Here is a 26819-nt window from a genome sequence, read left to right on the forward strand (position 1 = left end):
TTGATACACAATACCTATATTTAAATCATTAAATTTTTATGATAATGAAAATTCTTCTTACAGCATTAATCCCACTTACAAATTCAATTTGTAAAACTTCGGCAGAACTAAGAGTAAAAAAGATGGCGACAGCTTAACTTGGGATGATTTACGATTTGAAAACTACGCCAGAATACTAATAAAGAGACTAATAACCGAAGACTTACCATGCCTATACTGACCTCAACATATAAACCACCTTTCTGGGCAAAAAAAAGCTTTGTGTCCACTGTATTTTCAGGACTAGCCCGAAAAGTAGAAGGTGTAATCCAAACCAGAGAACGTATCACTTTACCAGATACCGACTTTTTGGATTTAGATTGGAGCTACGCACAACAAAACTCGAATAAAGTTATTATTCTGTTACATGGACTCGAAGGCAATGCACAGCGACCATACATTACTGGTACAGCAAAACACTTCAACGAAAACGGTATTGATGCTTGTGCGGTAAATTTTAGAGGATGTAGTGGCGAACCTAATCTGTTATTTCGAAGTTATCATTCTGGCGCTACTGAAGATTTGGATGCTGTGGTAAAGCATATCTTATCCAAAAACATTTATGATGACATTTACATAAAAGGCATAAGTCTTGGCGCGAACATGGCTTTAAAATATGTAGGCGAAGGCAACGACATTCCAAATGAGATTAAAGCTGTTATTGCCATTTCCACACCGTGCAATTTAAAAGGGTCTTGCGACGAATTACTGAGTTTAAAAAACCGACATTATGCGATTCGTTTTTTAAATCATTTAAAAGATAAACTGAAACCTAAATTAATTCAATATCCTAAAAACATATCAGTTACAGATTTTAAAGAAATTAAAACTTTAATAGATTTTGACGACGTTTACACCGCAAAAGCCCATGGTTTTGAGAGTGCTTTGGATTATTATGAGAAAGCGAGTTGCTTACAATTTTTACCAAATATAAAAGTGCCGTCTTTAATCATTAATGCGTTAAATGATTCCTTTTTATCTACAGCATGTTATCCTGTAAAGGAAGCCAAGCATAATCCAAACCTGTATTTAGAAATGCCAAAATATGGAGGTCATGTGGGATTTATCGACAAAAAGAATGTTTATTATAACGAACGGCGGGCTTTGGAGTTTGTTAAAGAGGGTGAAAAGCGTTAAATTGGCAGTTGATAAAATAGTTTTGTCAAACAGTTTTACACAAAAGTTATTTTAATTATTTGCAGGCAGTTTAGTTTTGGACTAATCGAATTTCAAAAGCAAAAAATAATTGGAATTCACATCCAATCAATTTATTGGTAGATTAATAGTTATTAACATCAACGGTAGATATTTGAATGAAACTATAGTTTCATACTTAGAATACAGCTTAGATGTTTCAAGTTTAACCAAAGGTGTTTATTTCTTAGAATTACAGACTGTAGCATCTAAATTGACGAAAAAATTCATTAAGAATTAGTATTATGAAACAATTTTTATTCTTTTCGATTTTTTTTAGTTTTCAATTTTCATTTAGTCAAATTGAATTTCAGGAGCATATTGTTTCAGATATCACCTATGGTTTCTATAGTGATCACTCTGTATTTAATGTAGATATTGACAATGACGGAGATTTGGACATCTTATATTCTGCTGCTCATAAGATTGGTTGGTATGAAAACATAGGTGGCTTAGGCAATTTTGCGCCACAGAAATTTATTCTTGTCAATACTAATATTGTATATTCCCCTGTGCATGCAGCAGATTTAGATGGTGATGGTGATATGGATGTTATTGGGAGTATTGTTTATGATGATAAAATCGTATGGTTCGAAAACATAGATGGGCTAGGTAACTTCTCAGAAGAACAAGTTATTTTAAATATCCCTTACGGATCTTCTTCACTCTTTGCAGCAGATATAGATGGTGATAATGATATGGATATAGTTACAGCCTCAGAGGCTCTTGATAAAGTGTCTTGGTTCGAAAACACTGATGGTTTAGGTTCTTTTGGCGTGGAGCAAATTATTACTACTAATGTGGATTTACCAAGGTCTGTTTATGTCACAGATATAGATGGTGATGGCGATTTGGATGTGCTATCTTCTTCTGTATTTGATGATAAAATTGCTTGGTATGAAAACACAGATGGCTTAGGGACCTTTGGAGTTCAACAAGTAATTATCAATGTAGCTTATGGTGCTTCTTCTGTTTTTTCATCTGATATAGATGGTGATGGAGATATGGATGTACTATCATCATCAAGAAGTGATAATAAAATCGCTTGGTATGAAAACACTGATGGGCTAGGGAATTTTGGAAATCAACAGCTTATAAGTAACATGGCTATGTTTGCATTAAATGTGTTATCTGCAGATTTAGATGGTGATGGAGATATGGATGTACTCTCTGCTTCATATGATGATAATAAAATAGCTTGGTACGAAAATCTAGATGGTTTAGGTAGTTTTGGTTCCCAACAAGTGATGACCACTTCTGCAACAAGAGCTAAATTTGTCCAAGCAGGAGACTTTGATAATGATGGTGATTTAGATGCAGTATCTGCCTTTAGAAGTGGTTTATTCTATCATGAAAACAGTGATGGGTTAGGTTCATTTGAGCAAGAGCGATTAATTACAAGAGGGCAAGCTATATGTAAGCCCTATGTAATTTATGCAGATGATATGGATGGTGATGGTAACATGGATATATTATCTTCTTCGTATTTTCTGGACAATCAGATTTGTGAAGAAAAATTGGTATGGTATAAAAATAGTGATGGTTTAGGATCGTTTGGGTTTTATGAAGAAATAAGTAATAACTTTAAGGCACAGGAAATATATACAGCTGATTTAGATGGCGATGGAGACAAAGATGTATTAACATCTAATTGGGATGAGAATGATAACCCAATTTGGTATGAAAATTTAGATGGTTTAGGAAATTTTACAGACCAAGAGATTGATATAAATACCATAGCATATGGTATTGGTATTCAAGCGGAAGATATGGATAATGATGGTGATTTAGACATTATTATGTCTAACAGAAATTCAATGGCTGAATCTGGTTTGTTCTGGCATGAAAACATCGATGGTTTAGCTTCATTTGGAGCGCCACAGATGATAATGCAAGTGCCAGGTTTTTCGCCTCCTCATTCATTCGATATATCAGATATTGATGGTGATGGTGATAAAGATATATTTGTAATGAATGGTACATTTAACTTAAGTTGGATTGAAAATCTTAATGGGCAAGGTCTCTTTGGTGAGCCACAATTGATTGATGCTACCGATAACATTGCTAATATTTTTTTACAGTCTCTGCACGCAGTAGATTTAGATAATGATGGCAATATCGATATTGTTTGCTCTTCCCCAATGGAAGATAAAATCGTTTGGTACAAAAATTTAGATGAACAAGGACAGTTTGGTTCTCAGCAAATACTAACTAATGATGCGGCTTTTGTAAATACAGTTTATACTGCAGATGTTGATAATGATGGTGATTTGGATGTATTGTCGGCTTCCTATTATGATGATAAAATTGCTTATTATAAAAACATGGGTTTAGGGGTTTTTAGTTCTCAACAAGTAATATCAGTTACTGCGGATGGTGCAACTTCAGTATATGTGGCAGATATCAATAATGATGGTAAAATTGATGTTCTTTCATCCTCCTCTGAAGATAGCAAAATTGCTTGGTATGGAAACATTTCTACTCTGTCAGTGAGTAGTCATGCGCTTAACTCAATAAAATTATTTCCGAATCCTACAAAAAACCAATTAAACATTACATCCAAGACGATCATTAATAGATTAACCATATTCGATATTAATGGCAGACTATTGAGCGAAATTGAATTATCGAATTCAGAATATACCTTAGATGTTTCAACTTTAACTAAAGGCGTGTATTTCTTGGAAATAAAATCTGGCGAATCAAAATCGACCAAAAAGTTTATAAAGCACTAGTCTGTCAATCAGAGCGTAGCGAAGCATCTCATTATCATACACAAAAACCTTTCAAGATTAAGTTTTGAAAGGTTTTCTTGTCCCTTAAATTCAATCACATTCAATTCTAAAAACCTCTCTCTCAGTAGCACCTGTTAGTGGTACGGAATAATCAGTTTCATTTTGACATACAACAGACTCACGAGCGGTTTCTTGATAGTCTAGATACCAAATGTCTGTAGTTTCTTCGAGATTTTTAGACTCAATATAGGTGACGCGTTCACATGCACAATTTTCTTCTGGTGGTTCTAGATCTGCAGAGCAGCCAGATAATGCAAAATTAGACATAAGCGCAACCGCTAACATTGTTGGTAGTTGTTTTTTCATGGTTAAGTAAATTTGGGAGAACAAACTAGAGAATAATTCTACACCTAAGCAAATATTTATCCATAAAACGTATATAATATTCGATGAAATGCATTTTTTGACAAATATATAAGGTAAAATTCTTACATTTTATGTTGAAAAGTCTCATAATTGGTCGCTCATATTTTGATTAATCCTTTTGGTATTTACGGTCGCTAATGCGAATATTTTTAATTAGAGGAGTTCGGATTAAGACCATAGAAATAGTTATATTTATAGTTTATTCAGATTGATTACATGAAAAAAACGGCATCCCAGAAAGCAAATACATCAGAATCATTTACAGATTTAAAGACTAAAACACCACCAAAAAATAGTGTGGGATTTGGTGCTATAAAATCGGTTGTAGGACATGTGTTTAGGTATATGAAACTGAGTGATGCAGTTAAAATTTCGACAACCCTAAACCAAAAAGGTGGCTTTGACTGTCCTGGTTGTGCTTGGCCAGATCCAGATGATGAACGGTCAGCATTAGGCGAATACTGCGAAAATGGGATGAAGGCCATGGCTGAAGAAGCCCAAAAAAACGTCATTTCTTCTGATTTTTTCGCTAGAAATTCCGTTGATGAAATTTCAAATTGGTCAGATTTTGAAATTGGAAAAACAGGACGACTTAAAGAACCTATGTTTTTAGCAGAAGGCGCAACACATTACCAACCTATGTCTTGGGAAAATGCATTTATAAAAGTCGCCGAGCATTTGAATGCCTTAAATAATCCAGATGAAGCTGTGTTCTATACGTCTGGTAGAACCACTAACGAAGCCGCATTTTTGTACCAATTATTTGTACGGGAATTTGGTACGGCAAATTTACCCGATTGTTCCAACATGTGCCATGAAGCTAGTGGTAGTGCGTTGTCTGAAACTTTGGGTATCGGAAAAGGATCCGTAACTTTAGATGATTTATATAAAGCTGAAGTGGTTATGGTCATTGGACAAAATCCAGGAACTAACCATCCAAGAATGTTGAACGCTTTAGAGAAATGCAAAAAGAACGGAGGAAAAATCATAGCCGTCAATCCACTTCCCGAAGCCGGATTAATTAAATTCACAAATCCTCAAAGCCCAAAAAAACTACTAACAGGAGGCACCAAAATAGCTGATGTTTTTGTGCCGGTTACTATCAATGGAGATGTGGCGTTTATAAAAGCTTTGCTTCTTAAGTTATTGGAAGAACAAACTCTAATAGGAAATGTGTTTGATAAAGCATTTATTGAAGACTATACACATAACTATGAGGCTTTTATTTCAGATTTAAAAACTTATGATTTTGAAGACTGTTTGAAAGCGTCTGGAGTAAGCCGTGAAATTTTTGATGACACTTTCAATTTAATTCTTAATAATCAAAAAATTATTATTTGTTGGGCCATGGGATTGACACAGCATCAGAATGCAGTGGATAATATTCGAGAGTTAGTGAATCTATTATTATTAAAGGGAAGTATAGGCAAGGAAGGCGCAGGTACTTGTCCGGTTCGTGGTCATTCTAATGTGCAAGGCGACAGAACCGTGGGTATTTGGGAATCAGCACCTCAAGCGTTTTTAGATAAAATTGAAGACAAATACGGATTTAAACCCACTACAAAACATGGCTATTCGGTTATTGATGCTATCAAAGCCATGTACGAAAAAGAGGCTAAAGTATTTTTTGGTTTAGGCGGTAATTTTATTTCTGCTGTACCAGACACCAACTATTCGGCACAGGCATTGGCAAACTGTAATTTAACCGTTCACGTCAGCACCAAATTAAACCGATCCCATTTAGTGACAGGAAAAGAAGCCTTAATATTACCTTGTTTGGGACGTTCGGAAAAAGATTATCAGAAATCAGGAATCCAAACTCAAAGTGTAGAAAATTCCATGGGCATTGTATCATCCACCAAAGGCATTTTGGAACCGTGTTCCGATGCACTTTTGAGTGAAGTTGCCGTCGTCTGTAATATTGCCTATGCTACTTTGAAAAACCGTACAAAAATTGATTGGTTACACTATAAAGATGATTATGCGTTGGTTCGTAATGATATTCAAGATGTGGTTGCTGGCTTCGACGATTATAATACACGTTTAAAACAACCAACAGGATTTTATTTGCCCAATGGCGCCCGTGAACGGAATTTTAAAACCGAAACAGGAAAAGCCAATTTTTCTTTAAATAAATTACCAAAGTGGAAATTAAAAGCTAATGAATTAATTATGATGACCATTAGAAGTCATGACCAATTTAACACGACTATTTATGGTCTAAACGATCGTTATCGTGGTATATTCAATGAGCGTCGCATTATTTTTATGAATCGTGATGATATGGAATCAAGAGGATTAGTTGAGCAAGATGTGGTCAGTTTGAAGTCTGAATTTAATGGTGTTATTCGAGAAGCACATCATTTTAAAGTGATTGGGTACGATATTCCCAGAAATTGCTGTGCCACTTATTTTCCAGAAACTAATGTGTTGGTGCCATTAGATAGTTTTGCACATACGGCGAAAACACCAGCTTCTAAAAGTGTAATTATTACAGTGGAAAAGTCAATATCTAGTTTTTAGAAATTATAAGCATATATACATCTCGAAAGGATACTTGTAATATGCTGATTTAAAATACTTTTCATACATTTAGGGGAAACAAAGTTATATGCTCAAAAAAGTTTTCGCCAGTGCTGTTTTTGGTGTGGAAGCGTCCACCATTACCGTTGAGGTTAACGTTGATAAAGGTGTAGGTTACCATTTGGTCGGATTGCCAGATAATGCTATTAAAGAAAGTAATTACAGAATAGCTGCAGCACTTCAGAATAATGGTTACCGAATTCCGGGTAAAAAGATAACCATAAACATGGCACCTGCCGATTTGAGAAAAGAAGGTTCGGCATACGATTTAACTTTAGCCTTAGGCATCTTAGCAGCAACAGACCAAATAAAAGCCGAGAATTTAGAAGATTATCTCATTATGGGAGAATTATCCTTAGATGGAAGCTTGCAACCGTTTAAAGGTGCTTTGCCGATTGCTGTTAAAGCTAGGGAAGAAGGCTTTAAAGGTATAATATTACCCATTCAGAATGCTAAAGAAGCGGCTATCGTCGATAATCTGAAAGTGTTTGGCGTAGAAAACATTATGCAGGTCATCAATCATTTCGACAAAGGCGAACCTTTAGAGCAAACCATCATTAACACTAGGGAGGAGTTTTATAAAAGCTTGGATTTTCCGGAATACGATTTTGCAGATGTCAAAGGGCAAGAATCCATAAAACGCTGTATGGAAATTGCTGCAGCAGGAGGTCATAATATTATTCTTATTGGTCCACCAGGTTCTGGAAAAACCATGTTGGCAAAACGTTTGCCAAGTATTTTACCACCAATGACATTGCATGAAGCCTTGGAAACTACCAAAATTCATTCAGTGGTTGGTCGTGTAAAGGCACATGCAGGACTGATGGCACAACGACCGTTTAGAAGTCCACATCATACAATTTCGAACGTTGCCCTCGTTGGTGGCGGAAGTTACCCACAACCAGGAGAAATTTCCTTATCTCATAATGGTGTATTGTTTTTAGATGAATTGCCAGAGTTTAAACGTGAAGTTTTAGAAGTGATGCGTCAGCCACTTGAAGATCGGGAAGTCACCATTTCCAGAGCAAAATTCACGGTCACATATCCATCGTCATTTATGTTGGTGGCAAGTATGAATCCAAGTCCTAGTGGTTATTTTAATGATCCAGATGCGCCAATAACCTCATCGCCAGCGGAAATGCAGAGGTATATGGGAAAGATTTCTGGACCACTTTTAGACAGAATTGATATTCATATTGAAGTCACTCCTGTGCCTTTTGAAAAACTTTCGGACGACCGAAAAGGTGAATCTTCAGTGGACATTAGAAAACGAGTGACCAAAGCCAGGGAAAAACAAACCGAACGTTTTAAGGATTTGGAAAATATTCATTACAACGCACAGATGAACACCAAGCAAATTCGAAAATATTGCAAGTTGGATGAGGCATCCATGCAATTACTTAAATCTGCGATGGAACGACTTAATTTATCCGCCAGAGCCTATGATAGGATTTTAAAAGTAGCAAGAACAATTGCAGATTTAGAAGGTTCGCAAGATGTTTTGGGCGCTCATATTAGTGAAGCGATTCAATATCGTAGTTTGGATCGTGATGGTTGGTTAGGCTAACAAATTCCTGCGAAAGTAGGAATCTCATAATTTAAAATCACAAACAGAAGCATAGGCCACGTCAATGTAAACAAAACTTCTGCAGAACCTCAAATTTCATAATACTTATGGATGCTTATTTAATACTTCACAGAAATAAAGGAGCAAAAATTCCGATAATTTCATTAAAAAGATAATTTTTTTCAAAAAACACCGCAACCTTTTCAGTTTTTTCCATCTTATAATAAAACAACCATTATGAAAAACAAACTTCTACCCTTAGTTCTAGTTGTAACAATGTGTTTACAACTTACAAATTGTAATACTGACGACGATAGCAATGATCTTATAGATCCTGTCGCAGTTACTGTTCCTGTGATAAAATCCAAAACGGCAATGCGGAATGCTATTGCAATTACAAATCCACAACCGACCAATGCAGACGGAAAAATATATGTCTATGACAATTTACTGTTTTACATTGCTCAAAACTCTGGAATACATGTGTTTAATAATCAAAACCCAGCAAATCCTCAAAATATAGCCTTTATAGAGTTGGAAGGGGTAAACGATATTTCAATTAAAAATGATATACTCTATGCTGATAATTATATGGATTTAGTGGTATTTGATATTAGTAATGTGTCAGATATAGAGCTTGTAAATATAGAGGAAGACATATTAGTCTTTTACGCCTTATATCCTGACGATATTTTATATTACCAATCTAATATTTATCCAGATAATGAAGATGAATTTATTGCAGGCCATGCCATAGTCAATATGGAAAGAACTGAAGTTGAAAATAACCCAGAATTTTATTATTGGAGTTCAGATGTATTTATTACCTTTTTTGATACTGCTGCTTCTGCTGGTAATAATATAGGTGTTGGAGGGTCTTATGCTAAGTTCCAAATTTATGGCGATGCATTATATACGCTTGACGACTATAAATTGAATACGTTCAATATTTCGGATTATAATAATATTTCCTTAACCTCTGAGACCTGGATGGGAGGTTGGTTTGGCGGTGTGCTCGAAACGACTTTTATCCTAAAGGATTATTTGTTTATTGGTGCAACCGACGGTATGCATATCGTTGACTTGCAAGATGAATTCAATCCCACTTATACCTCATCTTTTACGCATGCTACAGGTTGCGATCCCGTAGTTGTAGAACAAAACACGGCCTATATTACGGTAAGAGGTGGAAATACATGTGGTGCCATTGAGGATCAAGTTAATGTTATTGATGTTTCGGATATAAGTTCTCCCGTAGAACATTCTACATATTTTTTATCTAATCCTTATGGTTTAGGTATTAGAAATCACGTCTTATATGTATGTAATGATGATGGCATAAATGTGTTTGATGCTCAAAATCCAAACAACATCATACTGGAAAATACCTATCAAACGATTTCCAAAGATGTTATTCCATTATCTACTCATTTAATTTCTGTAGGAGAAAATGTAATTCATCAATATAATTATGCAGATAATTTTGGGTTGGAGCTTATTAGTACGCTCCAGTTTTAACGCTATAAAAATTATCCTTTGTCAGTTGTTCCAAATCTATTAACGGCTAAAAATACTATTGCAATGTTAAGATGCTAATGAAATCTAACATTTTCGGTAAACATATAGATAAGTACCAATTTGGATAAAGAACTACGAATACTCATACAAAAATGTGTAGAGCAAGATAGGGAAGGGCAGCGTGAATTATACACGTTGCTTTCTCCAGTTTTGTATGGTATCTGTTTGAAATATATGAAGAACAAAGTCGAGGCAGATGACGTCTTTCAGGATGCCTTTATTATTCTATTTCAAAAAATTGATCAATATAGGTTTGAAGGCAGTTTTGAGGGTTGGGCGAAACGAATTTTCGTAAATGAAGCCTTAGAGGTTTTGCGAAAAAAACAGCGTCGACTTCATGTTGCGATTGAAGATTTTAATTTAAATACGGATGCAGAAGATAATAGTCATCACATTGATCTTGTTTTAACCCAGGAAGAGTTGTTAAATCACATTCGGGAGTTACCAGATCATTATAGAATGGTTTTCAATCTTTACGTTTTTGAGGATTATAGCCATAAAACAATCGCAAATAAACTAAAAATTGCTGTAGGAACATCAAAATCGTTATTAAGTAGAGCTAAAAGTATGCTGAGATCTAAAATTAATGAAGAATTAAAGAAAAAAGTGTCATGAAAAAGGACAATATTGATAACATATATAGTGAATTGGAGGCATTTTCGAAAGCACCTCCAAAAGAGTTATGGGATAATATAGAAGCAAGACTTCATCCTAAAAAGAAGAAAAGAGGACTCTTTTTTATTTGGGGTTCTGCCGCTGCAGTATTGGTGGTATTCCTTGCATACATGTTCACCAATTCTCCAGCGCCTAATAACTTACCTGTCAATGTTATTACCGATAATGAACAATCTGCAGATAACGGGAAATCCACAGATGATAGCGTAATTAATAAATCGGACGAACAAAAGACGAAAATAGTTAAGGGGACAGATTTAAACAATGCAAATGAAGATGTATTAGTAGAGCAGTCAAATGAGCAACTAAATATTAAAAATGATGAATTAAACGCTATTACGAGTCAAAAACAAACGCAGAATGAAAATGAAATAACAGGCAAAAAAGAAGTGAACGAAAAAATAGTTCATGATGAAATCACCACTCGAAAGATTGAAAATTCTAACGATAATAACAGCTATGCTCAAAATACTATAAAAGACAAGACTAGTAATAACAACGATAGCCTAAATTTTGAAGCTATGCCTCAACTAAAAGAGAAGAATAAGGGCCTTATTAATTTTGAAAAAGATAAGGCGATAACAAGTATTGATTCTATTGCTGAGGTTAATGATGTTCCATTATTGGAATTAACAGAAGAATTGGTCGCCCAAAATGAGAACGCCAGCGATAGTATAATTAATAATGTAATCGGAAGTCCAAAATGGTCAGTTGAGATTTTAGGCGGCTTATCCAATACGGCTTCTGAAGCCTCTATTCAAGGCGAGTCCGTAAACACAACATCCCAAAACGACTTTATATATGCATTAAAGGTTGGCTATGCAATTTCAGACAGAATCGTAGTTAAATCTGGGGTTGGTAAAAATATATTGGGTCAAGAAATAAACAGTATCAATTACATAAATTCAGATATTACGCTTGGTGCAAATAATATGGAAAGTATAGTTGATAATGAATCAATAATATTTGTTGGATCTCAAGAGTCTATTGATAATTTTGATGCATTATCTAATAATGCCAATGAAGGCAGTTTGCAGCAACAGTTTGATTATATCCAAGTCCCATTAGAAGTTTCATATAAGGTATTAAAAGCACAAAAATTTGATGTCTCATTGGGTTTAGGTGGAAATATGAACTTTCTAACTAACAACAGGGCATTTTTGGATGATGAGCAAATAGGGGAAAGTCTAAATGTTAATTCTACAATTTTTGGCGCGACACTGAATACAAACATGTCTTATGAATTAGCAAAAAAGACGATTCTATTTTTAGAACCTAGTTATAATTATTTTGAAAAACCGATAGACAATAACAACCAGTCTTTTAATAATACACAATTAAGAGTGTTATTTGGGTTGCGATATATGTTTTAATCGATTCCCTGGTTTCCTATGTAGTGGTCATATAGCATAATAATTGTATTTTTACTTTTCATGTTAAGCTATTTTTATGACCAAATACCATTTTATTTACACCTTATTTTTTGTCTTTTTAACCTGCAATACTTCCGAAAAGAATAAAAATACAGACAAAGAAATAACTGAGGTAGAAACTGTTGAAACACCAACCCTAAACCTAGACCAAGCCAATCGCTTAGCACACCTACCAATCAGCTGCATCAACACTGAATACCCAAACAAACTTAATCAAACCATTGGTAGTGCTTCAGATTTAAAAACGCCAAAAGAACTGCATCCTGCATTTTACGGTTGTTTCGATTGGCATTCGGCCGTTCATGGGCATTGGAGTTTGGTCAGCTTGTTAAAACAGTTTCCAGCGTTGGAAAATAGAGCCGAGATTCAAGAAAAATTACTTCAGAATATAACCAAAGTAAACATAATGCAAGAATTAGTGTATTTTGAAGGGAAACACAATACATCGTTTGAAAGAACCTATGGTTGGGCTTGGTTTTTAAAACTAGCGGAAGAATTACATACATGGGATTCTGAAATTGCACGAGCATTAGAAACGAATCTGCAACCGATGACAGATTTAATCGTCAATAAATACTTAGAGTTTTTACCGAAATTAAATTATCCAATTAGAGTAGGAGAGCACCCAAATACAGCTTTCGGATTAAGTTTTGCTTACGATTATGCAGTTGCTGTTGGGCATCAACAATTAATGACGTTAATAGAAACCAGAGCCAAAGATTTTTATTTAGATGACCAAGATTGCCCCATAGATTGGGAGCCAAGTGGATTCGATTTCCTCTCGCCTTGTTTAGAAGAAGCCGCTTTAATGAAACGCGTATTGCCAATTGAAGATTTCAAATCTTGGATCAATGATTTTATGCCAGAACTATATAACAATGATTTTGATATTGCTGTTGGTGAAGTTTCGGACCGAACCGATGGAAAACTAGTGCATCTCGATGGTGTTAATTTTTCGCGCGCTTGGAGCTTGAATTATATAGCCAAAGATTTACCAGAATTTCATCATTTAAAAAATTTAGCTAATGAACACATCAAATATTCTTTGCCCAGTATTGTAGGCGATAGTTATGAAGGTGGTCACTGGTTAGGGAGTTTTGCGATTTATGCATTGAATTCTATTGAAAAATGATTGCCAAGTTCTTCAAAAATATTGGTCCAGGACCTTTAGTAGCAGCTGCTTTTATTGGACCAGGAACAGTGACCGTTTGTACTTTGGCTGGCGTCAATTTCGGATTTGCATTATTGTGGGCCATGGCCTTGTCTATTTTTGCAACGGTTTTTTTGCAGGAAATGGCAGCACGATTGGGAATTGTATCCCAAAAAGGTTTGTCTGAAATTATAAGGGAAGAAATCAAACATCCTATTTTAAAAGGATTTGCTTTACTCTTAATTATAAGCGCCATCGTCGTCGGAAATGCAGCGTACGAAGCAGGAAACATCAGTGGTGGAGCGTTGGGCATGGAAGCCATTGTCGGCAATATGTTTTGGGAAATAGGACAGCTAAAACTCAATGTTATGAGCTTGGTAATTGGTGTCATAGCTTTCACTTTACTTTACATAGGAAATTATAAAGTACTGGAAAAAGCCTTTGTGTTCCTTGTCATTCTGATGAGTTTTGCATTTATAACGACTGCGATTCTCACAAAGCCGAATCTGTTTGAAATTTTTCAAAGTATTGTTATTCCTGAAGCGCCCGAAGGCAGTATTTTAACTATTATCGCTTTAATTGGAACCACTGTTGTGCCTTATAATCTTTTTCTACATGCGTCTTTAGCTAAAACCAAATGGAAGTCTAAAAGCGATTTGCCATTGGCTAAAAAAGATACGTTGGTTGCCGTGATTTTGGGTGGATTGGTATCTATGTGTATCATTATTGCGGCCTCCGCAATACAGCAACAAACAATAACCAATACCGCTGATTTGGCTTTAGGTCTGGAGCCATTATTTGGTAGTTATGCGAAATACTTTCTGGCGGCTGGACTCTTTGCGGCAGGAATAACAAGTGCAATAACCGCACCTTTAGCAGCTGCGTTTGTTGCAAGTGGTTGCTTAGGTTGGAAATCAGATTTAAAGTCGATAAGATTTAAAGCTATCTGGATAATCATTGTGATTTTGGGAGTACTGTTTTCTAGTTTCGGCTTTAAGTCTATTGAAATTATAAAATTTGCACAGGTTGCCAATGGTTTATTGTTACCTGTCATTGCTGGTTTTTTATTGTGGATTATGAATAAATCGTCGGTTTTGGGAACCTATAAAAATTCAAAACTTCAGAATGTTTTAGGATTAATTATTTTAGTAATCACTATCTTTTTGGGGTTAAAAGGGATTTTGAGTGTTTTTGAATTGATTTGAGACTAAATATATAAGTGTTCAGAAGACAGTAAATTAAGAGAAGCATAGGAGAAATGTTAAAAAAGTGCTCCTAAAGTCCAATCAAGGATACAAGCCACTCAGTTGAATTGGTTGTTTGTCCCCTTGAGGGGACTTTAGGGGTGTAAAAAATTAATAATTATTTTGCTTAAAGGCTTTTTTAGGTTTGAATAAGCATTCCATGGGCATATAATTAATAAAAAAACCAACTATTAGTCTATTGATAATAATCTAAGATGAAGAGTGTAATTAGTATAGATATAAATGCAGACGTTGGAGAAGGTCTTGGCAACGAATCGGATTTGATGCCGTTTTTATCCTCTTGCAATATTGCCTGTGGCGGACACGCAGGAGATGAAGTTATGATGCGACACGTTGTGAATCTTGCAAAAAAGCACCATGTAAAAGTCGGTGCACATCCTTCCTTTCCAGATAAAGCGAATTTTGGACGTGTTAATTTAGACATATCGGATGCTGAATTGTATGCGAGTATAATAGACCAAATTTCAGCTTTAAAGAATATTGCTGAAGCAGAAGGTGTGACTTTAAATCACATTAAGCCGCATGGTGCGTTGTATAATTTGGCGGCTAAAGATGAAAAAATCGCCCGTTTGATTATTGAAGTGATAAAACGTTTGGAATTAACTATTGCTTTGTATGCACCTTTTAATTCCGTAATCGCCAATTTAGCAAAACAGGAAAACATTGCTGTAACCTTTGAAGCTTTCGCAGATAGAAATTACAATGATGATTTGTCTTTGGTTTCAAGAACAAATAGCAATGCTATTTTACATAAAAAAGAAGCGGTTTTAAGTCATGTTTTGAATATGATTAAGAACGAAAAAGTAACATCAATAAGTGGCGTGGAAGTGCCCATAAAAGCCACAACAATTTGTGTACATGGCGACACCAAAAATGCGCTTGAAATTTTGAAATATTTGAGTTCTAATTTGAAACAAAATAGCATTCAAATTCAATAAGAAAGTATGAGTTATAAACTTCGATTTTCGCAATATAATGAACGTTCCATTTTAGTAGAGTGGCCAGCAATTATTGACGAAAATGTGCTTCATGATGTACTAAATTTCAAAACTAGAATTGAATTAAAAATATATAAACCAATAGTTGATATTATATCCACATATGCTTCATTATTAATAATATATAATACAACTATTGAAAATGTCAATGATGAGTTTTCGACCTTAAAAGTGCTTTATAAATCGCAAGATGCAAAGAAGTTGTTAAAATCAAAAACTTTCAGAATTCCAGTGTGCTATGAAGATGAATTTGCGATGGATTTAGACAACTATTCCGTAGCAAAAAACCTCTCAAAATCTGCTTTAATAAAGTTACATTCAGAAGCTGTCTATACTGTTTTTTTTATCGGTTTTTTACCTGGATTTTTATATTTGGGAGGGCTAAATCCAACCTTACATTTGGATCGCAAAGAAACGCCCAATCTCAACGTAAAAAAAGGCTCGGTTGCTATTGGTGGAAAACAGACTGGAATCTATCCGCAAGACAGTCCTGGAGGATGGCATATTATTGGAAATTCCCCATTGGAATTATTTAAACCAAAGCAAAATCCACCATGTGTTGTTAAAGCTGGAGATAAAGTAAAATTCAATCCCATTACAAAATCTGAATATTTAAGGATTCAAGATGACATAAAGAGGTCAAGCTTTAATATTGAAACGATATGATCAAAGTCTTAAATTCGGGATTTTATGCCACCATACAAGATCAAGGTCGTTTAGGGCATCGTAGTTACGGCGTACCTGATTCTGGAGCTATGGATTCCTATTCAAGTGAATTTGCCAATAAGCTGTTGGGAAATAATAAAGAGGCAGCTGTTTTGGAAATGACTATGACAGGAGCCGAACTACAATTCCTTAAGCCAACTACAATTGCTATAACTGGCGCTCATATGAACCCTACATTAAACGGAAAAACAATAGAAATGTTTGAGTCTATCTTGGTGGAGCCTAATGATGTCCTGAGTTTTGGAAAGCTATCAAATGGTTTTAGAACTTATGTTGCCGTAAAAGGAGGTTTTTTAAGTGAAATTGTTTTAGGAAGTAGAAGTATGGCGAAGGGGATTACAGAATCTATTAGAATTAAAAAAGAGGATGTTTTGGACTTTAATGCTACAAGTATAAAAAGTCCTAAACATGCAAAGTTGAAGTTCAATAGTTCCTATCACGAGGATAAAATATTAGAAGTCACAAAAGGACCGGAATTTGATAAGCTAACTAGGGAACAGCAAAATTTATTGATTAGCCAGAATTTTCAGGTCTCAAAATTTAACAATCGTATGGCTTATCAGCTTCTACCATTATTTAAAAATAGTTTGGAGCCAATCTTAACGACTCCAGTTTTACCAGGAACCGTTCAGCTTACGCCATCTGGGCAACTCATTGTATTAATGCGCGATTGTCAAACTACAGGAGGTTACCCAAGAATGTTTCAATTAACAGAACAATCGATTAACATTCTAAGTCAGAAAGCCACAGGTAACCGCTTAAAATTTAGTTTAAAAGACTAATTCTGTAAGAAAATTTTTGTTTTAAAATTTTTTATATTAAATAAAATCAATAATTTACAGGCTCTATTAATTAAACCAACCAGTTATTATGAAAAATTTCGGATTACTTGTATTAGGTATTATTTTAGGCGCTTTGGCGATGTATTTTTATTGCTGTAATGATGGAGACTTAGCCGTTGAAGAACCAACTAAACCATCTGGTTTAATATCCTCAAAAGATGCTAAAGTTTTAGATGAAGCTTATAATATTAAACATCGTATAATTAACGATTCGCTTTTCAAGAAATCAACGGATGGTGGAGATAACAGGTCGTCATGGTGGTCAACAGAAGATATTCAGAATTATATCAATCATGCCGAAAACCAAGCTGGTGAGTTAGGCTATACCATGGATGGATTGCGCGTTTATTTGGGGTCTTACCCTCAAGTTGATGGGCAGGAAGGTCTTACAACGATGTTCTTTGTGCCAACTGGTACTGAAAATACATCCAAAGGTAGTATGTCTCCTATAGTGTTTGGCAGTAGTGAGGACATACCAGGTGGAGATGGGTTGAATGTAGGAGGTACAGGTAATCCTCCTGGCGCAAACTACCCACATTAGTTTGAATGGATGAATTTATAAAAGAAAATTATACGTTTCTAACGCGATTTGTTGAACTTACTGCGTTAGTTACTGGTCTAGTTTTGTTTAAAAGCTATAAAAATTCAAAGGCAAAAACTATAATATATTTTCTGGTTTATGCCTTTATTGTAGATTTTATAGGTAATTATCCCCAAATGCTTTATGACAATAATTTGTTTCATTTGATTGAAGGAACAATTATAGAGCGGAATTATTGGTGGTATAATATTTTTTTTTGGTGTGGACTACCTTTATTTATGGTTTATATAAACTACAATGTTGTAGAAACTAGGAGATTGAAGAAAATCATTAAGTACAGTCTATATGTTTATTTGATACAAGTTTTTTTAACATTAGTATTTAGGTTTGAATATTTATTCACGCCAGAAGAACGATTTTTGAAAATTTCAAGTTTTTGGATTGTCATTCTATGCATCATAGTTTACTTTTTTGAAATTCTACGTTCCGATAAAATAATTGAGTTCTATAAATCAATTTATTTTTATTTCAACTCCATAATTTTTATATGGATACTCATCATGATTCCGATGGATTTTTTCGAAAGTTATTTTATTACCGATGATTGGAGTTATGTCATGTTAAAATATAAGATTTATTTATCATTAAACATTTTTCTATACTTAACACTTACAATAGCATTAATATTTTGCAGGAACGAGACCAAATAATTAGTACTGATGCAGAGCGCGATTTACTTATATACATGATAATTGTATTGATAGTAGTGAGTACTCTTGTTATATTATTTTTTATAGTCTTCCAAAAGCGAAAAAATCAACTTTTAAAGGACAAAATTGAGCAACAGCGGAAATTCGATGAAGAACTCATAAAAACGCAACAAGAAATTCAAGAAGAAACCTTAAAACACGTTGGTCGGGAATTACATGATAATGTTGGGCAATTGTTGGTGCTAGCAACTATGCAAATGAAGGCTGCTGCCAGAACCGTAAAAGATGAGGCAAAGTCTAAAGTAGAAAATGCCGCAATGGCTTTAAAGGAATCCTTGGAGGAGGTTAGGGCTTTGTCAAAATCTTTAAATAGCGATGTGATTTTTAATTTAGGTTTTGATGAAACCGTTAAAAATGAAATTAAACGTTTAAATAAAACCGGTTTAATTGAATGTAGCCTATCAATAAATGGTGAAAAGGTCGATTTTGAAAATAAAAAAGATGAAATTATTTTGTTCAGAATTTTACAGGAGTTTTTTTCAAATACCCTAAAATATGCTGAGGCTGAACATCTAAATGTAACTTTAGATTACCAAAACGCATGTTTAGCCATAAATGTTGAAGACGATGGAATAGGATGTGAGCTTGATAATGTTGAAAAGGGATCTGGGTTAATCAATATGGAAAAAAGAGCGGAGTTGTTGAATGCTAAATTTAAATTAACTTCTCAACCTGAAATGGGAACATCGCTTAGTTTGATGTATCCTTTTAAAAAGTAATGGTGCTAAAATTTGTTGTTAGTCAATAAATAATTGTTGCCTTTCTAAAGTGTAGATAAATAATGTTATCACTTTTTTTTAAAAATACTGTTTAGAATGGTATTAATCCCAATGAACAAAAATGAAATCGCCAATATGCATAGTAGAATTGAAACAATAAGTAACGGAATATAAAGGGATTTATCTTTATTGTCTAAGGTTAGGTGCAGTAACGTCGGGCCAGCAAACATCAATAGAAGGCAAATGCCCATTTGTTTCAAGCCTTTAACTAAAATGTCTTTATCAGTTCTGTTCTCGTCGTCCATGGGCAATACTTTTTCTTACGCTTTTATGTTCATTTAATAGTTTGGCTGCTTCTTCTTTTGAGAGGTTGAGCTCGTTCATAATCATTTTCACACCTCTGTCAACCAATTTATCATTGCTTAATTGCATATCCACCATTTTGTTTCCTTTTACTTTACCTAATTGAATCATGGTTGTAGTGGTTATCATGTTCAGAACCAATTTTTGAGCTGTACCAGCTTTCATCCTAGAGCTTCCGGTTAAAAATTCTGGACCAACCACAACTTCAATTGGGAATTTTGCTGTGAGCGCTAATGGACTTCCTTCATTGCAGGTTATACAACCCGTAATGATACCTTGCTCATTACATTTTTCCAAAGCACTGATCACATAGGGCGTTGTTCCGGACGCTGCAATACCTATAACAACATCGTTGACAGAAATATCTTGTGCTTTTAAGTCTTCCCATCCTTGAGTTATTGAATCTTCAGCATTTTCTACGGCTTTTCGTATCGCCTTATCGCCACCTGCAATTAATCCTATAACTAACTCGTGAGGCACCCCAAAAGTTGGTGGACATTCAGAAGCATCAAGAATACCTAATCTTCCGCTTGTGCCAGCCCCTATATAAAAAAGTCGGCCTCCATTTTTTAATTTAGAAACAACTTGGTCTATTAGCACTTCAATTTGTGGTAAAGCTCTTTCCGCAGCCAAAGGTACTGTCTGATCTTCTTTATTAATGCTTCCAATAATCTCGTGAGTAGACATGTTTTCGAGATTATTGTAGTTGGAATCTAGCTCAGTTGTTTTTATAAAATTCATGGCTTAAAGATATAAAATAATTTTGGGGCATTTATCATGTAAATTGCACCATATCACGGCAAGGGACAGGAACGGCTGTGGGACAACGACCGAACCGGCCTTCATAATCGATTATCCGCTGTACTTTACGCCCAACGGAGACGGCCGAAATGAAACCTGGAACATAGAAAGTATTGGAAATGATACGAAAATTCACATATTTGACCGTTACGGGAAACTTCTGAAACCAATTAGCCCAGATGGAACTGGCTGGAACGGTACCTACAATGGTAGTGCTATGCCGCCCGACGACTATTGGATTACAGTGGAGTACGATGAACCTTTGACAGGGGAACGTAAAGAATTTAGAGCCCATTTTACTTTGAAGCGGTAGAATATAATAGGGTTTATTATAAAGCTGAAGGACGAATAAAGTCATTCAGCTTTATTATTTCAAGGAAATAATTAGTTTAAATTAAGTAAAAAGTTAATTCCTTATTTTTACAAAAAAATATGAGAATGTCCATTATAGAAAAATTGAAATGGCGTTATGCTACTAAAAAATTTGATTCAAGCAAAACGCTTCCAAAAGAAAAATTAGAAACTTTAAAAGAAGCCTTTAATTTAACCGCATTATCGTATGGTTTACAAACCCTAAAGTTAGTCGTTGTAGAAGATAAAGCTGCTAGACAGCGTTTAGTGGAGGTAGCTTACGGTCAACGTCAGGTAGTTGATTCTTCACATTTATTGGTGTTATGTATTCAAACTGAAATTGATGGTAATGACGTAAATAATCATTTTGATACCATTAAAACCATAAGAAATACGCCAGATGATATTCTAAAACCATTTAAGGAACAAATGAAATCTACAATAAATGGAATGGATCCTGAAAAAAAAGTAGGTTGGGCAACACGACAAGCTTATATTGCTTTAGGTAATTTAATGACCGTTTGTGCGATAGAGGGTATCGACAGCTGCCCAATGGAAGGATTTATACCAAAAAAATTAGATGAAAAATTAGGATTGGATCAATATGGGTTGAGTTCAGTTTTATTATTACCTGTAGGCTACAGAGCCAGTGATGACATGTTTGCCGGTTTTAAAAAGGTAAGAAAACACTTGTCCGAAACTATTATAGAATTATAAAATAGTACTTCTAACTGCATCAACAAACCATTATATTTGTTGAGTTTTTAAATTTAATTATCAGTTATGCCAGGATTCGAATTATTTAGTGATTTAGAACGCAAAGAAGTCAATGATGTTTTAGACAATGGCGTCTTAATGCGCTATGGATTTGATGGTATGCGAAAAGGCCATTGGAAAGCAAAAGAACTTGAATCTGAATTGGCAAAAACATTTCAATCCAAACATGTACAATTAGTATCAAGTGGAACTGCTGCAGTTTCTGTAGCATTAGCTTCGGCTGGAGTTGGAGCAGGAGATGAAGTTATTATGCCAACTTTTACATTCGTGGCAAGTTTTGAGGCCGTTATGCTCTTGGGTGCTATTCCTATTTTAGTGGATATTGATGATACATTAACATTGGACCCTAAGGCTGTTGAAGCTGCTATAACACCGAAAACCAAAGCAGTTATGGTGGTGCAAATGTGCGGAAGTATGGCAAATATGGATGCTTTAAGTGAAATTTGTAATACTCACAATTTAATTTTTGTTGAAGATGCTTGCCAAGCTATTGGAGGCACCTATAAAGGAAAGCCCTTAGGAAGTATTGCTGATTTAGGTTGTTTTTCTTTCGATTTTGTAAAAACAATCACCTGTGGAGAAGGTGGAGCGGTAGTTACCAATAACAAAGACTATTACATCAATGCAGATCATTATAGCGATCATGGGCATGATCACGTTGGAAATGATAGAGGTGCCGAAACACATCCATTTTTAGGCTATAATTTTAGAATTTCAGAATTACATGCTGCAGTTGGTTTGGCACAAGTGAGACGTTTACCAGAGTTTGTTGCCATTCAAAAACGGAATTATAATATTTTAAGAAATGCTTTAGCCAGAGTACCTGGAGTGACCTTTAGAAGAATTCCAAAAGGTGGAGAGGAAAGTTATGCTTTTCTAAACTTCTTTTTGCCAGATCTAGAATCGGCGCGTAAAGTATCAGCAGCATTTAAAGAAAACGGTGTGGATGCCTGTTGGAATTATTACGAGAATAATTGGCATTACATCAGAAAATGGGATCATCTAAAAGAATTAAAATCATTGTTTCCTATTTCTAAGGAGGTAAAAAAAGGTTTAGAATATCTTAAAATCACAACCTTTGAACAGTCTGATCATTTCATTGGTCGGAATATTTCTTGTTTAATAAAATTATCTTGGACTGAAGAAGAGGTGAAAGTACGTGCTGAGAAAATGGCTAAAATTATTGAAGATCATATTTAATTTCTATTTTATTTCTTCCTTTTTCTTAATTATTGAGAGAGCCTTTATTTGGATTTAATTTCTGTTTTTTGTTCCTACAATAACTGAATTCTATAATTTATTTGCATTGTATAACATATGTAACGCTTTATGTTACAATAGTTGGAATAGAAATTGCTCGTTTTTTATATAATTGCGACAAGTGGATTAGCCTACGGTTTAATTATATGAAACATCTTAGCCTCATTCTTTTGTTTTTATTCAGCGCTTTTTGTTATGGACAAAAAGAAGTGACTTTTATTAAACTATCTGAAAAAGATTCTATTGTATATAAAAACCTAAAACATCAATTTGCCAAATGTATAAATCCTGCTCCCGATAGTTCTTATGCCTATGCTTCAATAATAGAGCAGTTTAGTTTGGATAGAAATTATGCGATAGGTATTGTAGAAGCACCTTATTTTAAAGCTTATTATTTTCGGAGAATTCAAATGTTGGATTCCGCAGTATTCTATTTTGACTCATCAATAAAATTGGCGAAAAAATATCATTATCAGTGTGATATTAAATTGTCTCAAAATGTACTCTACCGTATTTATTACTTTTTAGGACAAACAGGAATTGCTATTGAGGTTTGTTCAGAATGTTTGGAGGTCTCCAAAGAAATAAAAGATTTACCAATTATTACCGATTTTTATGCAGTCTTGAAAACTATTTATAGCCTAGAAAAAATACAGGCTATAATAAATAAAAAACTTACAGATCCATCATTTAATATTACGGAATTTTCGGATGCACTTGGTATGAGTCTTATGCAATTACATAAAAAACTAAAGGGATTAATAGGCATTACAGCTTCAGAACTAATACGTTCTCAACGTCTTATATTAGCGACACAATTCTTGAACATGACCGACGTTAATATGTCCGAAGTTGGGTATCCTGTAGGTTTTAATGACTATTCTTATTTTGCAAAATGCTTTAAGGAAGTTTACTATTGCAGTTCTAGCAATTACGCTAATAAAAATACGCAGACTATAGATCACTACTTATTAATTTAAAATAGAACTGATTTCAAAAAAACTTTCTTCTAGTGGTTAGATCTAATAACATAGAATACCGATTCATATTATTGATTATCTTTAGATTATGAACATAAAATACTGCATAATTATTTTTACATTATCTCTTTATTCTTTTGGACAAACAAAAGAAAAAGATTCCATAAAAGTAATGAAACTTTTAGAAGAAAGTTCAATAGAACTTGACACTACAATTCAAATACAAAAAATTAAAAAAGCTCTAAATGAATCAAAAAAAATTAAGTTTCATTATGGCATATATACTTCATATAAAAAAATTGCAGTATTAAAAAAAGCTATATATAATTCAGATTCCGCTATATCCGAATATAAAAACTTAATAAAACTCCTCCCCGAAAGTAATCAATATAGTCATTATGCACTTCAATTAATTGGAGATGAGTTTTCTAAAAGATCTCTTTTTGATTCTTCAATCTATTATCATAATAAATTAATAAAACTTGGTAAAGATTACTCAAATAATTTGACGATTTGTAATGCTTATATTTCAATTGGTAATATTTGGAACCAAACCTATGATTATGACAAAGCCTTTATGAGTTACTCTAAAGCCGATTCCGTTTGCGAAAATGACCTTAAATTAAAAGTTTCTACGAAAAGAGCTGTTATCAATAACTACATGGGTTTTTGTATTAGGAAAAGTAATGGTGATAAAGATGCTATTGAATATTACTTCAAAGCTAAGAATATTCATGAAAAATTAAAAAATAATGAAGGTGTTCAGGAAGTGAACATTGCCATAGCTCAAGCCTACACTTCTTTTGAAGAATATGATAAAGCATTAAAATTATTGAATGAGTCCATTTTATTTCATCAAAATTATGCTCCTCATAGAAATTCTTATTCGTATGGAGTAATTGTAAGAGGATATCTTCTTCTTCAAATGAAAAATTACGTAAAAGCGGAAAAGGATTATTTGCTATATTATGACTTAGCTTTAAAAAGTAAAAATGAGTTCTACCAACGTTCTGGTCTAGGCTATCTAGGCTTATTTTATAAATCAAGTGGCCAACTACAAAAAGCTGAAAAATATTATAAATTGGCTATTGAAAAAAACCAATTAGCTAATGATAATGGAAGAGTTTCGCAAAATATTGAAGAGCTAATCACGGTATTAAAAAGAAAGAAAGACTATAAAGAAGCAGTTACATATTACGAATTACTTTTAGACATACAAAAACAGTCCGACACTAAAAAAATTGCACAAGAAACAAGGAATTTAGAGGCAAAATACCAAACCGAAAAAAAAGAACAAGAAATCAATCTGTTAAAATCTCAAAAAGAAATTGTAGAACAGCAGAAAACGAACCAGCAGAACATCTTGTTAGGAGGAATGGCGATAACTACTATTGCTGGACTATTCCTTTTTTTTCTATATCGAAACCGTCAAAGAACGAATACTAAATTAAAAGAATTAGATGTGTTAAAGTCTAGCTTTTTTACGAACATTTCACATGAGTTCCGTACGCCTTTAGCCTTAATAACCAGCCCGATTAATGAGCTTTTGTCAGAAGATTCAATATCAGATAAAAAACGTCAGCAGTTTACCGTAGCCAAGCAAAATTCCGAACGCCTTCTAGAACTGGTCAATCAGTTGTTGGATCTTTCGAAAATTGATGAAGGTCATTTAAAATTAAAACTTCAAGAAGGGAAGGTTCTTCAACTCATTTCTGCTCTAAGCGAAGCCTTCAACTATTATGCAGAGCAAAAAAATATTACTTATACCATTCATATCGCTAAAGGAGAAAAGACAGTTTGGTTCGATAAGAGCGTTGTAGAAAAAATAACGGTTAATCTACTTTCTAATGCTATAAAATATACTCCTGAAAATGGTACCATTTCCTGCAAAGCTCTTATTGAAAACAATAAACTGTTTTTTTCAATCACCAATTCTGGTAAAGGCTTAACATCTTATGAATTGAGTAATATCTTCGAACGTTTTTACCAAAGTAATGAGCAAAACCAAGGCTCAGGAATTGGCCTGTCTTTAGTTAAGGAATTGGTTGGGTTACATCATGGTAAAATAGAAGTGCAAAGTATTTTAAATAAAGAAACCACATTTGAACTTCACATAGCCGTTGATAAAAAGAGCTTTAAAAATGAGGTTTTTATCGCTACAAGCCTAAATGACATTGAAAACAGCATACTGTTATACCCCAACACCACTATAGAGGAAGAGGAAACGTTTACAACTAATGACTTACCAATTGTATTAATTGTTGAAGACAATGATGACTTGCGGAATTTATTAAAACTAGCGTTTGAAGACCATTATAATATTATCACTGCATCTAACGGAACCATTGGAGTAGAATTAGCATTAGAGCACATCCCAGATTTGATTATTTCAGATGTAATGATGCCAGAAAAAAACGGAATAGCTTTAACCGAAGACTTAAAAACGGATGAACGTACGGCACATATTCCCATAATATTATTAACGGCAAAAGCTGGAGTAGAGAGCCAGTTTAAAGGCATAGAATTTGGTGCAGATGATTATATAACCAAACCTTTCGATACAAAATTATTGATTCTTAAAGTCGAAAAACTCATTGAATCCAGACGGCAACTACAATTGCGTTACAGTCAAGAATTAGTATTGATTCCTCGTGATATTGCCATTACCAACTTAGATGAAAAATTTCTTAAAAAAGTAGAGACCATTTTAGAGAAAAATCTCATAAATCCTTCTTTTAACGTCAGCGAATTTTCAGAAGCTGTTGGTATGAGTCGTATGCAATTGCATAGAAAATTAAAGGCTTTAACGGGGCTTACAGCATCGGAATTTGTACGTTCCCAACGTCTTAAATTGGCGGCACAATTATTAAAATCCTCTAATATTAATATATCTGGAATTGGTTATTCCGTAGGTTTTAATGACCATTCTTATTTTACTAAATGTTTTAAGGAGGCGTATAATTGCACACCAACTGAGTTTGCAAAACGCAATTAACCTTTATAATTTCTCGACATCTTTATTTATAATCTTATCGCTTTTGGGAGC

General features: G+C 34.2%; 23 protein-coding genes. 20 read left to right on the forward strand and 3 right to left on the reverse strand.

From position 1 onward, the window contains the following. Window positions 1-207: 207 nt before the first annotated feature. From HM990_RS06600 to HM990_RS06610, 3 genes are all read left to right on the forward strand, one after another. Window positions 208-1176 (forward strand): YheT family hydrolase, encoded by a 969-nt coding sequence (locus HM990_RS06600; RefSeq protein WP_178988170.1) that lies wholly within the window; start codon window positions 208-210, stop codon window positions 1174-1176. A 172-nt stretch (window positions 1177-1348) separates the two neighbouring features. Beyond that, window positions 1349-1474 (forward strand): T9SS type A sorting domain-containing protein, encoded by a 126-nt coding sequence (locus HM990_RS19965; RefSeq protein ID WP_394351753.1) that lies wholly within the window; start codon window positions 1349-1351, stop codon window positions 1472-1474. Window positions 1475-1478: 4 nt separating this feature from the next. Next, window positions 1479-3968, forward strand: coding sequence for a T9SS type A sorting domain-containing protein (locus tag HM990_RS06610; RefSeq protein ID WP_178988172.1), 2490 nt, complete (start codon window positions 1479-1481; stop codon window positions 3966-3968). Between the two features lie 90 nt (window positions 3969-4058). On the opposite strand, the gene HM990_RS06615 is transcribed toward HM990_RS06610, so the two are convergent. Then, window positions 4059-4334 carry a hypothetical protein gene (locus HM990_RS06615; RefSeq protein ID WP_178988173.1) on the reverse strand — a complete coding sequence of 92 codons (276 nt, stop codon included), beginning with the start codon at window positions 4332-4334 and terminating at the stop codon, window positions 4059-4061. Between the two features lie 276 nt (window positions 4335-4610). Between HM990_RS06615 and HM990_RS06620 the strand changes: the two genes are divergently transcribed. The 12 genes from HM990_RS06620 (at window position 4611) to HM990_RS06675 (ending at window position 19241) form a co-directional block, all read left to right on the forward strand. Beyond that, a complete protein-coding gene (locus tag HM990_RS06620; protein ID WP_178988174.1) occupies window positions 4611-6917 on the forward strand; it encodes an FdhF/YdeP family oxidoreductase in 2307 nt (768 codons plus the stop codon). Window positions 6918-7005: 88 nt separating this feature from the next. Further along, window positions 7006-8544, forward strand: a complete 1539-nt coding sequence (locus HM990_RS06625) for a YifB family Mg chelatase-like AAA ATPase (protein ID WP_178988175.1) — start codon at window positions 7006-7008, stop codon at window positions 8542-8544. Between the two features lie 237 nt (window positions 8545-8781). Further along, complete coding sequence (locus HM990_RS06630; RefSeq protein ID WP_178988176.1) at window positions 8782-10062, forward strand: LVIVD repeat-containing protein; 1281 nt, start codon at window positions 8782-8784, stop codon at window positions 10060-10062. Between the two features lie 234 nt (window positions 10063-10296). Further along, window positions 10297-10737 carry an RNA polymerase sigma factor gene (locus HM990_RS06635; RefSeq protein WP_394351747.1) on the forward strand — a complete coding sequence of 147 codons (441 nt, stop codon included), beginning with the start codon at window positions 10297-10299 and terminating at the stop codon, window positions 10735-10737. Then, window positions 10734-12170 (forward strand): hypothetical protein, encoded by a 1437-nt coding sequence (locus tag HM990_RS06640; RefSeq protein ID WP_178988178.1) that lies wholly within the window; start codon window positions 10734-10736, stop codon window positions 12168-12170. The genes HM990_RS06635 and HM990_RS06640 overlap by 4 nt, the downstream gene beginning before the upstream one ends. A 76-nt stretch (window positions 12171-12246) precedes the next feature. After that, the gene (locus HM990_RS06645) at window positions 12247-13362 is read left to right on the forward strand and encodes a DUF2891 domain-containing protein (protein ID WP_178988179.1); all 1116 of its coding nucleotides are present in this window, start codon (window positions 12247-12249) and stop codon (window positions 13360-13362) included. Continuing rightward, a complete protein-coding gene (locus tag HM990_RS06650; RefSeq protein ID WP_178988180.1) occupies window positions 13359-14585 on the forward strand; it encodes an Nramp family divalent metal transporter in 1227 nt (408 codons plus the stop codon). The genes HM990_RS06645 and HM990_RS06650 overlap by 4 nt, the downstream gene beginning before the upstream one ends. A gap of 254 nt (window positions 14586-14839) precedes the next feature. Continuing rightward, window positions 14840-15583, forward strand: a complete 744-nt coding sequence (gene pxpA / locus HM990_RS06655) for a 5-oxoprolinase subunit PxpA (protein ID WP_178988181.1) — start codon at window positions 14840-14842, stop codon at window positions 15581-15583. A gap of 6 nt (window positions 15584-15589) precedes the next feature. Beyond that, the gene (pxpB, locus tag HM990_RS06660) at window positions 15590-16309 is read left to right on the forward strand and encodes a 5-oxoprolinase subunit PxpB (protein ID WP_178988182.1); all 720 of its coding nucleotides are present in this window, start codon (window positions 15590-15592) and stop codon (window positions 16307-16309) included. Next, window positions 16306-17151: a 5-oxoprolinase subunit C family protein gene (locus HM990_RS06665; RefSeq protein WP_178988183.1), complete on the forward strand. Its 846-nt coding sequence runs from the start codon at window positions 16306-16308 to the stop codon at window positions 17149-17151. Before pxpB ends, HM990_RS06665 begins: the two co-directional genes overlap by 4 nt. Window positions 17152-17239: 88 nt before the next feature. After that, window positions 17240-17752, forward strand: a complete 513-nt coding sequence (locus tag HM990_RS06670; RefSeq protein ID WP_178988184.1) for a hypothetical protein — start codon at window positions 17240-17242, stop codon at window positions 17750-17752. A 688-nt stretch (window positions 17753-18440) separates the two neighbouring features. Next, entirely contained in the window at window positions 18441-19241 is an 801-nt protein-coding gene (locus tag HM990_RS06675; RefSeq protein ID WP_229719400.1) for a sensor histidine kinase, read from the forward strand. A 68-nt stretch (window positions 19242-19309) separates the two neighbouring features. Here HM990_RS06675 and HM990_RS19830 read toward each other — a convergent pair whose 3' ends face one another. After that, complete coding sequence (locus HM990_RS19830) at window positions 19310-19546, reverse strand: DUF6095 family protein (RefSeq protein ID WP_317166924.1); 237 nt, start codon at window positions 19544-19546, stop codon at window positions 19310-19312. After that, on the reverse strand, window positions 19524-20345 hold the full coding sequence (gene murQ, locus HM990_RS06680) for an N-acetylmuramic acid 6-phosphate etherase (protein ID WP_178988185.1): 822 nt from the start codon (window positions 20343-20345) through the stop codon (window positions 19524-19526). Before murQ ends, HM990_RS19830 begins: the two co-directional genes overlap by 23 nt. 43 nt (window positions 20346-20388) lie before the next feature. On the opposite strand from murQ, the gene HM990_RS06685 reads away from it, so the two are divergent. From HM990_RS06685 to HM990_RS06705, 5 genes are all read left to right on the forward strand, one after another. Continuing rightward, complete coding sequence (locus HM990_RS06685; protein ID WP_229719433.1) at window positions 20389-20718, forward strand: T9SS type B sorting domain-containing protein; 330 nt, start codon at window positions 20389-20391, stop codon at window positions 20716-20718. A 125-nt stretch (window positions 20719-20843) separates the two neighbouring features. Further along, window positions 20844-21473, forward strand: coding sequence for an NAD(P)H-dependent oxidoreductase (locus HM990_RS06690; protein ID WP_178988186.1), 630 nt, complete (start codon window positions 20844-20846; stop codon window positions 21471-21473). Between the two features lie 66 nt (window positions 21474-21539). Further along, window positions 21540-22733: a DegT/DnrJ/EryC1/StrS family aminotransferase gene (locus tag HM990_RS06695; protein WP_178988187.1), complete on the forward strand. Its 1194-nt coding sequence runs from the start codon at window positions 21540-21542 to the stop codon at window positions 22731-22733. 206 nt (window positions 22734-22939) lie between these two features. Then, window positions 22940-23773 (forward strand): helix-turn-helix transcriptional regulator, encoded by an 834-nt coding sequence (locus HM990_RS06700; protein WP_178988188.1) that lies wholly within the window; start codon window positions 22940-22942, stop codon window positions 23771-23773. Between the two features lie 172 nt (window positions 23774-23945). Further along, complete coding sequence (locus HM990_RS06705; protein ID WP_178988189.1) at window positions 23946-26768, forward strand: response regulator; 2823 nt, start codon at window positions 23946-23948, stop codon at window positions 26766-26768. Window positions 26769-26819 lie beyond the last annotated feature (51 nt).

The organism is Winogradskyella schleiferi (assembly GCF_013394655.1).
Taxonomy (GTDB): domain Bacteria; phylum Bacteroidota; class Bacteroidia; order Flavobacteriales; family Flavobacteriaceae; genus Winogradskyella; species Winogradskyella schleiferi.

Coding starts and splice junctions, on each gene's coding strand:
- HM990_RS06695 (WP_178988187.1), top strand. CDS start 21,540: ATGCCAGGATTCGAATTATTTAGTGATTTAGAACGCAAAGAAGTCAAT.
- HM990_RS06625 (WP_178988175.1), top strand. CDS start 7,006: ATGCTCAAAAAAGTTTTCGCCAGTGCTGTTTTTGGTGTGGAAGCGTCC.
- HM990_RS06645 (WP_178988179.1), top strand. CDS start 12,247: ATGACCAAATACCATTTTATTTACACCTTATTTTTTGTCTTTTTAACC.
- pxpB (WP_178988182.1), top strand. CDS start 15,590: ATGAGTTATAAACTTCGATTTTCGCAATATAATGAACGTTCCATTTTA.
- HM990_RS06600 (WP_178988170.1), top strand. CDS start 208: ATGCCTATACTGACCTCAACATATAAACCACCTTTCTGGGCAAAAAAA.
- HM990_RS19830 (WP_317166924.1), bottom strand. CDS start 19,546: ATGGACGACGAGAACAGAACTGATAAAGACATTTTAGTTAAAGGCTTG.
- HM990_RS06635 (WP_394351747.1), top strand. CDS start 10,297: ATGAAGAACAAAGTCGAGGCAGATGACGTCTTTCAGGATGCCTTTATT.
- pxpA (WP_178988181.1), top strand. CDS start 14,840: ATGAAGAGTGTAATTAGTATAGATATAAATGCAGACGTTGGAGAAGGT.
- HM990_RS06705 (WP_178988189.1), top strand. CDS start 23,946: ATGAAACTTTTAGAAGAAAGTTCAATAGAACTTGACACTACAATTCAA.
- HM990_RS06630 (WP_178988176.1), top strand. CDS start 8,782: ATGAAAAACAAACTTCTACCCTTAGTTCTAGTTGTAACAATGTGTTTA.
- HM990_RS06650 (WP_178988180.1), top strand. CDS start 13,359: ATGATTGCCAAGTTCTTCAAAAATATTGGTCCAGGACCTTTAGTAGCA.
- HM990_RS06665 (WP_178988183.1), top strand. CDS start 16,306: ATGATCAAAGTCTTAAATTCGGGATTTTATGCCACCATACAAGATCAA.
- HM990_RS06690 (WP_178988186.1), top strand. CDS start 20,844: ATGTCCATTATAGAAAAATTGAAATGGCGTTATGCTACTAAAAAATTT.
- HM990_RS06640 (WP_178988178.1), top strand. CDS start 10,734: ATGAAAAAGGACAATATTGATAACATATATAGTGAATTGGAGGCATTT.
- HM990_RS06615 (WP_178988173.1), bottom strand. CDS start 4,334: ATGAAAAAACAACTACCAACAATGTTAGCGGTTGCGCTTATGTCTAAT.
- HM990_RS06670 (WP_178988184.1), top strand. CDS start 17,240: ATGAAAAATTTCGGATTACTTGTATTAGGTATTATTTTAGGCGCTTTG.
- murQ (WP_178988185.1), bottom strand. CDS start 20,345: ATGAATTTTATAAAAACAACTGAGCTAGATTCCAACTACAATAATCTC.
- HM990_RS06610 (WP_178988172.1), top strand. CDS start 1,479: ATGAAACAATTTTTATTCTTTTCGATTTTTTTTAGTTTTCAATTTTCA.
- HM990_RS06620 (WP_178988174.1), top strand. CDS start 4,611: ATGAAAAAAACGGCATCCCAGAAAGCAAATACATCAGAATCATTTACA.
- HM990_RS06700 (WP_178988188.1), top strand. CDS start 22,940: ATGAAACATCTTAGCCTCATTCTTTTGTTTTTATTCAGCGCTTTTTGT.